General features: G+C 51.0%; 11 protein-coding genes. 7 read left to right on the top strand and 4 right to left on the bottom strand.

Annotation, left to right across the window (positions count from 1 at the left end; translation table 11 throughout):
• Window positions 1-18 precede the first annotated feature (18 nt).
• On the top strand, window positions 19-447 hold the full coding sequence (gene rpiB, locus ACYQ8U_RS01700) for a ribose 5-phosphate isomerase B (protein WP_459943778.1): 429 nt from the start codon (window positions 19-21) through the stop codon (window positions 445-447).
• 76 nt (window positions 448-523) lie between these two features.
• On the opposite strand, the gene pntB is transcribed toward rpiB, so the two are convergent.
• From pntB to ACYQ8U_RS01680, 4 genes are all read right to left on the bottom strand, one after another.
• A complete protein-coding gene (gene pntB / locus ACYQ8U_RS01695) occupies window positions 524-1,921 on the bottom strand; it encodes a Re/Si-specific NAD(P)(+) transhydrogenase subunit beta (protein ID WP_459943768.1) in 1,398 nt (465 codons plus the stop codon).
• A 10-nt stretch (window positions 1,922-1,931) separates the two neighbouring features.
• On the bottom strand, window positions 1,932-3,485 hold the full coding sequence (locus ACYQ8U_RS01690; RefSeq protein WP_459943767.1) for a Re/Si-specific NAD(P)(+) transhydrogenase subunit alpha: 1,554 nt from the start codon (window positions 3,483-3,485) through the stop codon (window positions 1,932-1,934).
• Between the two features lie 148 nt (window positions 3,486-3,633).
• Window positions 3,634-3,831 carry a helix-turn-helix domain-containing protein gene (locus tag ACYQ8U_RS01685; protein WP_459943766.1) on the bottom strand — a complete coding sequence of 66 codons (198 nt, stop codon included), beginning with the start codon at window positions 3,829-3,831 and terminating at the stop codon, window positions 3,634-3,636.
• Window positions 3,832-4,033: 202 nt separating this feature from the next.
• Window positions 4,034-4,453 carry a hypothetical protein gene (locus tag ACYQ8U_RS01680; protein ID WP_459943765.1) on the bottom strand — a complete coding sequence of 140 codons (420 nt, stop codon included), beginning with the start codon at window positions 4,451-4,453 and terminating at the stop codon, window positions 4,034-4,036.
• Between the two features lie 523 nt (window positions 4,454-4,976).
• Here ACYQ8U_RS01680 and ACYQ8U_RS01675 point away from each other — a divergent pair.
• The 6 genes from ACYQ8U_RS01675 to ACYQ8U_RS01650 all read left to right on the top strand — a co-directional run bounded on the left by ACYQ8U_RS01675 (window position 4,977) and on the right by ACYQ8U_RS01650 (window position 12,357).
• Window positions 4,977-6,806 carry a sigma-54 interaction domain-containing protein gene (locus tag ACYQ8U_RS01675; protein WP_459943764.1) on the top strand — a complete coding sequence of 610 codons (1,830 nt, stop codon included), beginning with the start codon at window positions 4,977-4,979 and terminating at the stop codon, window positions 6,804-6,806.
• A gap of 317 nt (window positions 6,807-7,123) precedes the next feature.
• Window positions 7,124-7,555, top strand: a complete 432-nt coding sequence (locus ACYQ8U_RS01670; RefSeq protein ID WP_459943763.1) for a hypothetical protein — start codon at window positions 7,124-7,126, stop codon at window positions 7,553-7,555.
• Between the two features lie 92 nt (window positions 7,556-7,647).
• The gene (locus ACYQ8U_RS01665; protein ID WP_459943762.1) at window positions 7,648-8,802 is read left to right on the top strand and encodes an NAD(P) transhydrogenase subunit alpha; all 1,155 of its coding nucleotides are present in this window, start codon (window positions 7,648-7,650) and stop codon (window positions 8,800-8,802) included.
• A 134-nt stretch (window positions 8,803-8,936) separates the two neighbouring features.
• Window positions 8,937-9,227, top strand: coding sequence for an NAD(P) transhydrogenase subunit alpha part 2 (locus tag ACYQ8U_RS01660; protein ID WP_459943761.1), 291 nt, complete (start codon window positions 8,937-8,939; stop codon window positions 9,225-9,227).
• Window positions 9,228-9,255: 28 nt separating this feature from the next.
• A complete protein-coding gene (locus ACYQ8U_RS01655) occupies window positions 9,256-11,226 on the top strand; it encodes an NAD(P)(+) transhydrogenase (Re/Si-specific) subunit beta (RefSeq protein WP_459943760.1) in 1,971 nt (656 codons plus the stop codon).
• Window positions 11,227-11,325: 99 nt separating this feature from the next.
• Window positions 11,326-12,357: a rod shape-determining protein gene (locus ACYQ8U_RS01650; protein WP_459943759.1), complete on the top strand. Its 1,032-nt coding sequence runs from the start codon at window positions 11,326-11,328 to the stop codon at window positions 12,355-12,357.
• Window positions 12,358-12,462: the final 105 nt, after the last annotated feature.

The raw sequence follows: 12,462 nt of genomic DNA, 5'->3' as shown, positions 1-12,462 counted from the left end.
CGAAAAAGGAACGTTATTATGAAGAAAGTTGCTCTTGGGACGGATCATGCCGGTTTTAAAATGAAAGAGGCTGTTAAGGCTCATTTGCATGAAAAAGGGTACGGGATTGTCGATTTTGGCACAGACAGTGAAAAAGCCGTTGATTATCCCGACTATTGCCGACCCGCAGCCGAGAGTGTCGCCAGAGGAGATTGTGACTGTGCAATAGTATTTGGTGGAAGCGGCAATGGGGAAGCTATGGTTGCCAATAAAGTAGCGGGCATACGCTGCGGTGTCTGCTGGAACGTAACAAGCGCTCGTCTGACCAAAGAGCATAACGATGCGAATGTGATCGCTATCGGCGGGCGAATGGTGTCGGAAGCAGAAGGGTTGAAAATCGTTGATGCCTGGTTAAGTGCCGAGTTTCATGGCGGACGGCACCAAAAGAGAATCGATAAGATAGAGTAGGATCAAACAACATCAAAGAGGCAATGCTGCGCAGGTGGCAGGTATCGCCTCTTTTGCGTACCAATTATCTCCGATTTCAATCCAGATTTTTCAGTACCGCCTCCAGACTCTCCCGGGCGTCACCAAAGAGCATTCGGGTATTCTCTTTGTAAAAAAGCGGATTAGCTACCCCGGCATAGCCGGTGGCCATCGATCGTTTCAGGACTATGGTTGTCTTTCCTTTCCAGCATTCCAGTACCGGCATTCCGGCGATAGGACTGTCCGGCACCTCCTGGGCGGCGGGGTTGACAATATCATTGGCGCCGATGACCACCGAGACATCGACATTGGCAAAGTCCTCATTTATCTCATCCAGCTCAAAGACAATATCATAGGGCACTTTGGCCTCGGCGAGGAGCACGTTCATATGGCCCGGCATACGCCCGGCTACCGGATGGATGCCGAAGCGGACGTTGATTTTTTTCTCCCGCAGTTTCCGAGTGATTTCATGGACGATATGCTGCGCCTGAGCAACCGCCATGCCGTATCCGGGGATAATCATAACCTCCTTCGCATCAAGCAGCAGCTCGGCTGCTTCGGCACTGTCAATGGCGATGATATCCCCGGCATCTTCCTCCGAAGCGGCTATCGTTGTCCCGCCGGATGTGCCGAAACCGCCGGCGATAACCGAAAGGAATTTACGATTCATGGCGCGGCACATAATATAACTGAGAATTGCACCGCTGCTGCCGACCAGCGCGCCGACGACGATGAGCAGATCATTGTTCAGCATGAAACCGGTTGCCGCCGCGGCCCATCCCGAATAGCTGTTCAGCATCGACACCACCACCGGCATATCGGCCCCGCCGATAGCCATGACCATGTGCACCCCGAAGACCAGGGCGATAATGGTCATAAGGACAAGCGGCAGGGTGCCGCCTCCTGCCGCCGACTGGCTGACAAATTTCGCACCCAGCCAGATTGATCCCACCAGCAAAGCCAGATTGAACCAGTGTCGTGCCGGCAGCAGCACAGGTTTGCCGCCGATCCTGGCACTCAATTTCAAAAAGGCGATAATCGACCCGGAAAAAGTCAGGGCGCCGATGAGAATGCCCAGATAGGTTTCTACATCGTGAATGGTTTTGTCCACCCCGGTAAGCACCGTGGTGTGATCCATAAAATTGGCAAAGCCGACCAGCACGGCAGCCAGACCGACCAGACTGTGCAGGATTGCCACCAGCTCCGGCATCTGGGTCATGGCCACTTTTTTAGCGAGAACCAGACCAATGGAGCCGCCGATGATCACCCCGGCAAATAAAATTAAATAGTTGTCGGAAACAATACCGACGATAGTCGCCAGAAGAGCCATGAGCATGCCCAGCATGCCGTAATAATTCCCCCGTCTCGAGGTCTCCGGTCGGCTCAGACCGCCAAGGGCGAGGATAAACATGATGGTTGCACCGATATATGCGACGCTGACAATACCTTGTGACATGTGTTGCCTCCTACTTCCTGAACATGCTCAGCATGCGATGGGTGACGGCGAAGCCGCCGAAAATGTTGACGCTGGTAATCAAAATTGCGATTCCTGCCAGAAACATGATCAGGAAACTCTGCGAAGAAATCTGCAGCAGTGCACCGATGACAATGATGCTGCTGATAGCGTTGGTGACGCTCATCAGCGGCGTGTGCAAGGATGGCGTAACGTTCCAGACAACCATATAGCCGACAAAGCAGGACAGCACAAAAACGGTAAAATGGGACATGAATGCCGGAGGCGCCACGCTGCCGAGGCCAAGTAAGCAGAGACCGCCGATGACGAAGGTCAGAAGGAGGTTCAAAGGATTCTGCTTTTTTTCGATTTTCGCGGGTTTTATCGCCGGAGCCACCTGTTTTTTCGGTGCGGCGGACAGTTTGGGTGCAGGCGGCGGCCAGGTAATTTTGCCCTCTTTGATGACCGTGGCCCCGCGAATTATTTCATCGTCCATATTGAGAATAATCTGGCCATTTTTTTCAGGAGTCAGATCCGTTAAAAGATGGCGCAGATTGGTGGCGTACAGCTGGCTCGACTGCGTGGCCAGGCGTGATGGCAGATCGGTATAGCCGATGATGGTCACACCGTGCTTCACCACGACCTTGTCCGCTTCGGTGAGTTTGCAGTTGCCGCCCATCTCGGCGGCGAGATCGACAATGACGCTGCCTTCCCGCATGGTCTCGACCATTGCCTCGGTGATCAGCTCCGGGGCCGGTCTGCCGGGAATGAGCGCCGTGGTGATAATGATGTCGACTTCCTTGGCCTGGCGGGCAAAGAGTGCCATCTCGGCCTTGATGAATTCCTCGCTCATCACCTTGGCATAGCCGCCTTCACCGGAGCCGTCTTCATCGGCAAAATCGAGCATGAGGAACTCGCCATCCATGCTCTCCACCTGTTCCTTGACCTCGGGGCGGGTATCGAAGGCCCGGACAATTGCGCCCATGCTCCTGGCCGCTCCGATTGCCGAAAGACCGGCAACTCCGGCGCCTATGACCAGGACCGTTGCCGGGGGAATTTTGCCGGCTGCGGTTATCTGACCGGTGAAAAATCGGCCAAAGTGCTGTGCCGCCTCAACGACCGCCCGGTAGCCGGCAATATTGGCCATGGAACTCAAGGCATCCATTTTCTGGGCGCGGGAAATGCGCGGGATAGAATCCATTGCCAGCACGGAAATTGCTTTTGCGGCAAGATTTTTCACCAGTTCCTGGTTTTGGCCGGGCTGGATAAAGCTGATCAGAGTCTGTCCTTGACGCAACAGCTCGAGCTCATCCATGGCCAGATCAGGACGGGATTCGGGCGGGCGGACCTTGAGGATTATGTCGCACTCACGGTAGAGTGTCTGGGCATCATTTGCTATGGTGACGCCGGCAGTACGATAGGCTGAGTCGGTAAACTTTGCTGCCGCCCCGGCACCGGTTTCAATGGTCACCTCGAAACCGATTTTCTGCAGAAGCGTGGCAACTTCAGGTGTCGTTGCGACACGTTTTTCACCTTCATGTATCTCTTTTGGTACGCCGATACGCATGCTTTGTCTCCTCTTTAGGTAATAAGACTTACGAGCTGCTTTGTAATCTGGATGGTGCGGATACTAACGAAAAAGATCATTCGGTCAATTATAATACCTTTTTGCGGAAAAATAGATTGAGCCGCACCTGATGAAGGGGTCGGTCGTCTCAGACCATTTTGCCCTGCCGTCTGAAATGGTAGAGACAGCAGGGATCAATAAGTATTTTACTGTGTTGCCTGACCGCTCGTAATTGACCCTGTTCGAGCAGCTGATAGACCACTTTTCGTCCTACGTCGAGGTATTTTGCGGCTTCGGGAACCGTTACAAGATCGGGCAGTTCACGATAGGTTTGTAGTTTTTGCATTGCAGTACCTCAAAATAAATCCGTGTGACATTAACAAGATGTTTGTCGACACGCAAATTATAAGCACTGGTTATTCTATTTGCAGGAAAGAGCCGAGCAGATGGGGTCTTCCTGCCTGGTTATTCTATTTGCAGGAAGACCCCATGTTGAGGGTGATGAGGACGTGCGACATGACCGCCGGGGAAGCGGGAGGGCCTGCGAATCAGGGGAATTTTATGGTTACTTTCTGGTCACTTCCGTCTTGTTTGGATTTGATTTTAAGATCCATGCTGCTGTTGCGTACGCCGAAGGCCAGGGTTGTCTCCGCCTTGCCCCCTTCGAGATGGGAGATCTCGCGCACGGCATTGATGATTTTTTCACCAATCGGAACGCCGGGAGAGGGGAGCTCGGCCTTTCTGTATTCAGCAGTCACTTTCACCCCGTCATCCTTCGTGGTGGCAATGGTTATTTCCTTGGCATTGCTGTTGATGCCGTGCAGAACGGCCAGGGCGATCCATTTTAATGCCGCCTCATCGGTATCGGCATCATTTTTGAGCTGCGACATTTCCTTCAGCGGGTCGTTGGTTGCAAAGCAGTCACAGAGTCCCTGTACTTTCTGGTGTAAATTTTCCGTATCTTTCATAATGTTCTCCTTGAGGTAAGAGTGTGGAGCCTTTGGCCAGGAGGCTGCCCGAGAATGCCCTTTTTCTCCGGCTCTCGGACAACCTCCTGTGGGAAATTCGTTTCGCACGCAGGCAGGAAAACGCTTACTGGAAAAATAATCATAATTTACTTCGTGACAAATATTTCTCTAAGTAAAGTGGGCCGGATATTCAACCGCATCCTTCGCCAGATCCGTTGCAGCTGCCATCGGCAGAGGGGCTTCGTCTGCCTTTCAAGGAAGAGGCCTTTTTTGCCCACTGTTTCGCTCTGTCCTGTAAAAGAGATGCTGTGCTCATAGGTTGCCTTCCTTTTGTAGCCAAAGGAGGTTGATCTTTTGTTACCTTGCTCCTGAGCAAAGGATGTGCCGGATGTAATTTTGACAGTTTATAGGTATAATAACTGATGATTACCTGGCCGGAACGGGGGGTGGCCCGTGGCCGGAGAGTCTTTGTTGCAGCATCACCTGAAAAAGGATGGCGATACCCATGAAGCCCATGAAGCCCATGAAGCCAGCAGAAGCCGATAATTGTCCAGGTGCAGGCAAGGATGTAAAGGACGGTATCTGTAGAGAGACAGGTGGTTTGTTGCCGACCTCAGCTGCGCCTGATGCCCTTGCCGAAAGAATCAAAGAGCTCAATTGCCTGTATGGTATCTCAAATCTGTTCGAGAACCAGGATGTAACTCTGGACTGGATATTGACTCGTGCCGTTGAAATGATCCCTGCCGCCCTGCAATATCCTGAATTAGCCTGTGCCTGTATTAAATTGGATGGTCAGGAGTATATCTCTGCCGGTTTCCGGCACACCAGGTGGTGTCAAAACAAACAGATCATCCTCAATGGTCGGCATGTCGGGGATCTTACCGTTTGCTATACTCAGGCGATGGTCTCCGATGACAGTACCCTCTTTCTGGAAGAGGAGTCCCGCCTGCTTCAGGCCATCTGCGAACGCTTAAGCAAGGTTTTGTGGCTCAAGCTTTCTGAGGAGGCATTGAAAGAAAGCGAAGAACGTTATCGAGTCGTCACCGAACAGGTTACCGATGGCGTGGTACTCGTGCAGGATGCACGGTTTTGTTACGTAAATCCGGCTTTTTGCAAGATGTTTAACGTCTCCTCGGTACAAGAGATGATCAATAGTCCGGTGCACAGTCCTGCCGCTGGTGGCGCCGAGGATATTAAGCAGATGTACCGGGGGGTTATTGACCAAGGTATCGAAGATAAGGTTGATCATGTGCATCGCTTGTCCCGCCGTGGAAAAACCATGTGGATACAGGTCTGCCACAGCCCGATTACTTACAAAAGTCGACCGGCACTGCTGTCCACCTTTAAGGATGTCACAGAAATCAAGGAGCAGCAGATGGCGGCGCAAAGTATGGCCGATCAGCTGCACGATGAAAATCGGGTTTTGCGCGCTTCCTTGAAAGAACGTTATCGCTTCGGCAATATCTTGGGCCGGTCACCGATTATGCAGGAAGTGTATGAATTGATCATGAAAGCGGCTGTAACGGAGGCAAGTGTCTCCATTTTCGGCGAATCCGGCTCCGGCAAGGAACTTGTTGCCCACGCCATCCACGAACACAGTCCAAGAAAAAACAAACGTTTTGTTGCGGTAAATTGCGGCGCTGTTCAGGAAGCCCTCTTTGAACGCGAGTTTTTCGGTCACCGCAAGGGTGCCTTTTCCAGTGCCCATGCAGACTCCCCCGGTTATCTGGATATGGCTGATCACGGTACCCTGTTCCTCGATGAAGTAAGTGAGCTGACCGTCAACATGCAGGCCAAACTGCTCAGGGCCATTGAAGGCGGTGGTTACCGACCGGTTGGCGGTACCGAGACCGTTGAGGCGGATTTTCGCATCATATCGGCTACGAATGTCTCCTTGAGTGAAAAAGTCAGCAGTGGCCAGATGCGCAGCGATTTCTTCTATCGCCTCCAGGTATTACAGATTCGCTTGCCGCCACTGCGCCAGCGCAGACAGGATATTTCCCTTCTTGTCGATCATTTTGTTCAGAAAATGTCTCCATCACCGGCGACAACCAAGATCCCCGGCCACCTCATGGATATTCTCATGGAATATGATTGGCCCGGAAATGTGCGTGAGCTGCGCAATGTCCTGCAGCGTTATTTAACCCTGGGGCGACTTGAATTTCTCTCGCCTTCGCCGGCAACAGGCCAGGCCTCGATCGAAACGCAATTTAATCTTCGTCGCTCCGTGCAACATCTTGAAAGTACGTTGATCGCCCAAGCCTTACAGCAGGCAGACGGCAACCGCACCAAGGCTGCCGCTCTGCTGGGCATCTCTCGAAGAGCCCTGTCCCGGAAAAACATCCTCTCATAAGGGCGGGATCGCCCACATGGGCGAAATCGCCCTTTTTTGAGAAACGAATCAATTCTCAGCAGTTACTCCTCTACCGTAGACTATCCAAGGTGATTCATGGGCGTTTCCGCCCGATATCCGCCTGTCCTGGCTGAACTTGTCCGAATAAAATCTTTATTTATCAAATACTTGCCTGATTTCTCCGAGTTGGCATTCCTTTTGCGATACAAGGATGCATGGATGCTGTCGAATGGCTCATTTTGTTATAACGATTTTTTACAACGCTAGCAAACCGATAGGGGGACCATAATGAAATTTCCCACCCATAAGGAGAAACTATGCAAGCAGACCCATTTGGAAATCTGAGAGACTGGGGGCCCGTTCTGGAACTTGTCTGTCGATTGTCCGACGAAGGTAAATTGAGTGAATGTCAACATGGTGTCACCCGGATACTTGCCTACCGGGATAACTGGCGGCTTCGGGAAGAAACACTGAAACGAATTGGTACCATACAAAATCCATCTGATGAGATGATTGGTCAGGTGCTGAAAATTATCGCCGATGAAAAGCTCTACTACGAGGTAAGAATTCTTGCCTGTGAAACCATGGAGGAATTAATGAAAAATTCCTACGGTAAGTTTGCTGCCGAGGTGGAGACGGCTATCCTGAAAACCATAGAAGAATTGCTGTCGATGCAGCATCCACCAATCTTTGTCCCGGCGCTGAAGAGCCTTTACCCAATAGCACTCGAGAAATTCAGCATCGTTTGAGGCTGTTTGTCGGGAACACTTTTCAGGAAAACCGCAGAGACCAAGAAGAAACGTCATTCAAGAGCATAATAAATCAACCGTCGAGGCTCACTATGCTGATCGCAATACCTAAAGAAGTTCTCCCTGAAGAAAAACGTGTGGCTGCCACCCCCGAGACCGTCAAGAAATACATTGCCTTAGGTTTTACCGTCGCTGTCGAAAAAGGTGCCGGCGAGGGGGTGTTTATCACTGATGATGCCTACAAAAATGTCGGGGCGACGCTCGCCGACGATGTCGAAAAAATGCTTGCTGATGCCGATGTCGTGCTAAAAGTCAAACAGCCGGTGTTCAACGAACAAAAGAAAAAACACGAAGTGGAAATGCTTCGTAAGGACAGTATCCTGATCACCTTTCTGCATCCTGCCGCACCGGGCAACCACGAAATGATCAGAAATCTGCAGAAAAAAAATATCACCGCACTGACCATGGATGGGATCCCACGAATTTCACGGGCCCAGCGAATGGATGCGCTGTCATCGATGAGTGCGGTCACCGGATATAAGGCAGTGATCATGGCTGCCGACAAATTGCCGATATTCATCCCTATGATCGGTACGGCGATTGGAACGATAAAACCCGCCCAATTCTTGATTATAGGCATCGGTGTTGTCGGTCTCCAGGCTATTGCCACGGCCAGGCGGCTGGGAGGGGTCGTCAAGACGCTGGATATCCGCAAAACTGCCTTGGTCGAGGGCGACAGTCTTGGTGGAAAAGTCATCGAATTTGATATTCCCCAGGAATTGGCGGTCGGCAGCGGCGGCTATGCCAAATCCCTGGACAGCGATTGGCTGGAAAAAGAACGCCGTCTTATTGCCGGCCACCTGAAAGATATGGACGTGGTCATCCTCAGCGCACTGGTACCGGGGGAGGTTGCACCCATTCTCATCACCGAAGAGATGGTTGCCGCCATGAAGCCGGGTTCTATCATCATTGATGTCTCTGTTGATCAGGGGGGGAATTGCGCGGCGACCGAACCTGGACATTTTGTCGAAAAACACGGCGTCCATATCTGCGGTATTCAAAATATTCCCGGCAGAATGGCAGTTCCTTCGAGCTGGCTGTATGCCAACAATCTCTACTATTATGTGGAAAACCTCTTTAAAAAGGGCCAGGGGCAACTCGACCTCGATGATGAAATCGTCAAGGGTTCTCTGGTCACCTATCAGTCGAAGATCGTCCATGAAGGTGCCCTGAAGGCCATGAAGTAAGATGTATCCACCGGCGATGCCTGCCGGGGATCGAAAAAAAACCCGGCAAGGTTGTTCAGAGACGCCCTGTCCCTGTCTGTCGGCAGCAATGCACCGACCTTTTGCAGGCACGCTCTTGTTATGGAGGTATGTCCATGTCTAATTTGATTTTGATGGTTGTTGTTTTCCTCGGCTCTTTTGCGGTTGGCTATATGCTGATTTCGAGGATTCCGCCATTGCTGCATACTCCGCTGATGTCGATGACCAATGCCATCTCAGCCGTCACCATTCTTGGGGCGGTTACCCTTTTTTCATTCCCTACAACACCGATAGAAAAGATACTCGGGGCGATTGCCATTATTTCCGCAACCTTCAACGTGGTCGGCGGATTTGTCATAACGGACAGGATGCTGAACCTTTTCGAGGAAAAGAAACAGAGAAGCTGAATCATCAACAAGGGAATATACTGATACTATGACTCTGCTTATTGATTTTACTGTAATAGTTATTCTTATAATCGGCATCCGCCAGTTTCGTAGTCCTCGCGGGGCGAAGTACGGAAACCTGATCGCTGCCTCCGCCATGTTTCTGGCCTTCATCCTGGTGCTGTACCGCAACGGTATCGTCGATACAGGTACAGTCGTCGTATCACTTCTGGCAGGAGCAATCGCCGGTTTCGCCCTGGCCCGGGCAGTGAATATGATCCAGGTTCCGGCTATGGTCGCATTCCAACACGGTGCGGGCGGCATTGCCGCCGTTCTGGTCTCCCTGCTGGAGCTGACCCGCAGTACCCATTCGCTCTCCATGGTCAGTGAAATATCCGGCCTGTTTGGCCTGGTCATCGGATCCTTGACCTTCAGCGGCAGCATGATCGCCAGCGCTAAACTTGCCAATAGGATGCACCAGGCGCCGCAGGTATTGAACCATCATAATTTTCTCGTTCTGGCAAATACTGCTGCCCTGGTGGTTATCGGCTCGCTGACTTTTTTTATGCCCGCCGGTACTGCAATGTATCTGTATCTCATCGAGATTATCCTTGGCACCGGTGTTGGTATTCTTCTGGCGATTCGTATCGGTGGAGCCGATATGCCTGTTCTGATTTCATCCCTGAATGCAACGGCAGGGCTGGCGGCGGCTCTCTGCGGCATGGTGATCGAAAGTCAGCTGCTGATCGCTTTTGGCGCGACCGTGGCCGCTTCCGGTTCGATACTCACCTATGTCATGTGTAAAGCGATGAACCGCAGAATCACCAAGGTTGTTTTCCCGGATTACAAGTACCAGAAAAAAGCCACGGTAAAGGAACAGGAGACATCCCCCGGCTCTGTGCAGACGATAAAGATGGCGGCGGGAAAACCGGATACGGTAGATGCACTGGCTGAAGCGGTTGCGGTCATCAGGCAAGCGGATACGGTCATTATCGTTCCGGGATACGGTATGGCCCTGGCCAAAGCCCAACATGAGGTGGCGACACTGGCTCAGCTGTTGACCTCTATGGGCAAAGGAGTAAAGTATGCCATTCATCCGGTGGCAGGCAGGATGCCTGGCCATATGAATGTGCTGCTGGCCGATGCTGGGGTCGAATATGATATGCTGGTGGAAATGGATGACATCAACCCTGATTTCTACAATACCGATGTTGTCCTGGTGGTTGGCGCCTGCGATGTGATTAACCCCGCCGCCATCGAAATAGAGGGAACCCCAATATCCGGGATGCCGATATTGATGGCCCACCAGGCCAAAAATGTGGTATGTTGCAATTTCGACAGTCAGCCTGGGTATTCCGGTGTGGACAATTCCTTGTATAAAAAGGAGAACACCATACTCCTTACCGGGGATGCTAAAACGACGGTCCACCGATTGCTCGAGCTGCTGACGGAAGAACCAGTCCCGCTTGATACCGCGGCCGACATGAGCACATCCGATGCCATCGCGGCAGTGGTCAAAAGCCTTCTTGCCGCACAAAGCGTCATTGTCATCCCAGGCTATGGCATGGCCCTGGCCAAGGCACAGTTTAAACTGGTCGAGTTGATATCGCTGCTCGAACAAAAAGGTGCGAGTGTAAAATATGCCATCCACCCGGTTGCCGGTAGAATGCCCGGTCATATGAATGTGCTGCTGGCTGAAGCGGATGTTGATTATGACAATCTGCTTGAGATGGACGAGGCCAATCTGCTCTTCTGCAAAACTGACGTCGCCCTCATCATGGGCGCCTGCGATGTGGTGAACCCGGCGGCCATCGAGAGTGAGGGTACGCCCATCTCCGGTATGCCCATCCTGCTGGCTCAGGATGCCAAACAGGTCATTGTCTGCAACGTCGATAAAAATCCCGGGTATTCAGGTGTGCCGAATCCGCTTTATGACAACAGCAAGACCATACTGCTGCTGGGCGATGCCAGAGAAACAACAGGCAGACTGCTTGCGGCTCTACAGAATGTCGAGGTGTGATGTTGCCAATATCGGCATGGCAAAGAAATTTTACAATGTACGCAGGAGATTGGTGTGTGCCATAGAATGTTCCTGCAACTATAAACAGTAGTGAAAAAAATGTTATCTCAATTAACTAAAAATATATCCCGTGCCAATATAGCGGTCGATCTAGGTACTGCAAGTACTCGGATTTACAATACATTGCATGATGAGGTTATAGAAACACCCTCTGCGACAAACCTTGTAAGCGGTAAAAGTTCCAATGAATATTTTCAGTACATTAATGATAGAATTGCCACAAAACCGCTGCGCGGCGGGGTGATTGTCGACCTGAGGAACGCCACTAACTTGTTAAAACCATTGGTGAAAAAATCGAAAAAATTGTTTTTTTCACCAATAGCCTTGGCCAGTGCGCCAACAGGGGCTACAGCGAAGGAGCGAGATCTGCTCCGTACAGCGCTTATTGATGCCGGGGCATTACACGTATCTATCATCCCGGAAGTTTGGGCTGCGGCGATCGGTGCGGGAATAGACATGACCCTTCCCACCGCCCAACTGCTTGTCGACATCGGTGATGGAATCACTGACATGGCAGTGTTTCGTGGTGGAGACATTATTTACTGGTCATCGGTTCGAATAGCCTGCAGTGATCTTCAAAGATCGATTCGTACTGCAGTTATGACAAAATATAGAATGCAGCTGTATGATGATTCTATTGAAAAATTAACGCATGTCATATCATCAATGATAAACGAGCAAGATGACCAGGCTGAAACGTTTACTCTTTCCGGTATCGATATGTTCCAGAAAAAGAAGGTTGATTGTTGTATAAACAAAAGAGATATCATCAACTCCTTAGCCCCGGTTGTCGATAAAATCATTGCAATAATAGAAAAAACCTTACAACAGCTTCCAGAAAAAATCTTCGCTGAAATACGGAGAACAGGTATACATCTGACAGGCGGAGGAGCGTGCATTGAAGGAATGGATAGATTGATAGCCGTTAGAACTAAAATGGCGGTGATAATTTCGTCTGACCCGCTGCATTCAGTCATAAATGGTGCCATGCAAACCTTGAACCACTGGAATGGCGAGAAGGGTTGGTGGGAAAATCTTGTTTGGCCGAGGATTGCCCTTGCCTCGCACTAAAGACGGAGGGACAGTATAGGTTAGCCTCTCTTTAAGAATCTACATCTGTCTGAAAATACTGGATTCCGGCTTTCGCCAGAATGACGTAAACATAATTGAAAACAA

It is taken from the genome of Desulfocastanea catecholica (assembly GCF_054657295.1).
This window is presented reverse-complemented; position numbering and strand designations above follow the sequence as displayed.

What these genes read in the sequence shown, in the direction of transcription:
- rpiB (WP_459943778.1), top strand. Translation starts at nt 19, where the DNA reads ATGAAGAAAGTTGCTCTTGGGACGGATCATGCCGGTTTTAAAATGAAA.
- pntB (WP_459943768.1), bottom strand. Translation starts at nt 1,921, where the DNA reads ATGTCACAAGGTATTGTCAGCGTCGCATATATCGGTGCAACCATCATG.
- ACYQ8U_RS01690 (WP_459943767.1), bottom strand. Translation starts at nt 3,485, where the DNA reads ATGCGTATCGGCGTACCAAAAGAGATACATGAAGGTGAAAAACGTGTC.
- ACYQ8U_RS01685 (WP_459943766.1), bottom strand. Translation starts at nt 3,831, where the DNA reads ATGCAAAAACTACAAACCTATCGTGAACTGCCCGATCTTGTAACGGTT.
- ACYQ8U_RS01680 (WP_459943765.1), bottom strand. Translation starts at nt 4,453, where the DNA reads ATGAAAGATACGGAAAATTTACACCAGAAAGTACAGGGACTCTGTGAC.
- ACYQ8U_RS01675 (WP_459943764.1), top strand. Translation starts at nt 4,977, where the DNA reads ATGAAGCCAGCAGAAGCCGATAATTGTCCAGGTGCAGGCAAGGATGTA.
- ACYQ8U_RS01670 (WP_459943763.1), top strand. Translation starts at nt 7,124, where the DNA reads ATGCAAGCAGACCCATTTGGAAATCTGAGAGACTGGGGGCCCGTTCTG.
- ACYQ8U_RS01665 (WP_459943762.1), top strand. Translation starts at nt 7,648, where the DNA reads ATGCTGATCGCAATACCTAAAGAAGTTCTCCCTGAAGAAAAACGTGTG.
- ACYQ8U_RS01660 (WP_459943761.1), top strand. Translation starts at nt 8,937, where the DNA reads ATGTCTAATTTGATTTTGATGGTTGTTGTTTTCCTCGGCTCTTTTGCG.
- ACYQ8U_RS01655 (WP_459943760.1), top strand. Translation starts at nt 9,256, where the DNA reads ATGACTCTGCTTATTGATTTTACTGTAATAGTTATTCTTATAATCGGC.
- ACYQ8U_RS01650 (WP_459943759.1), top strand. Translation starts at nt 11,326, where the DNA reads ATGTTATCTCAATTAACTAAAAATATATCCCGTGCCAATATAGCGGTC.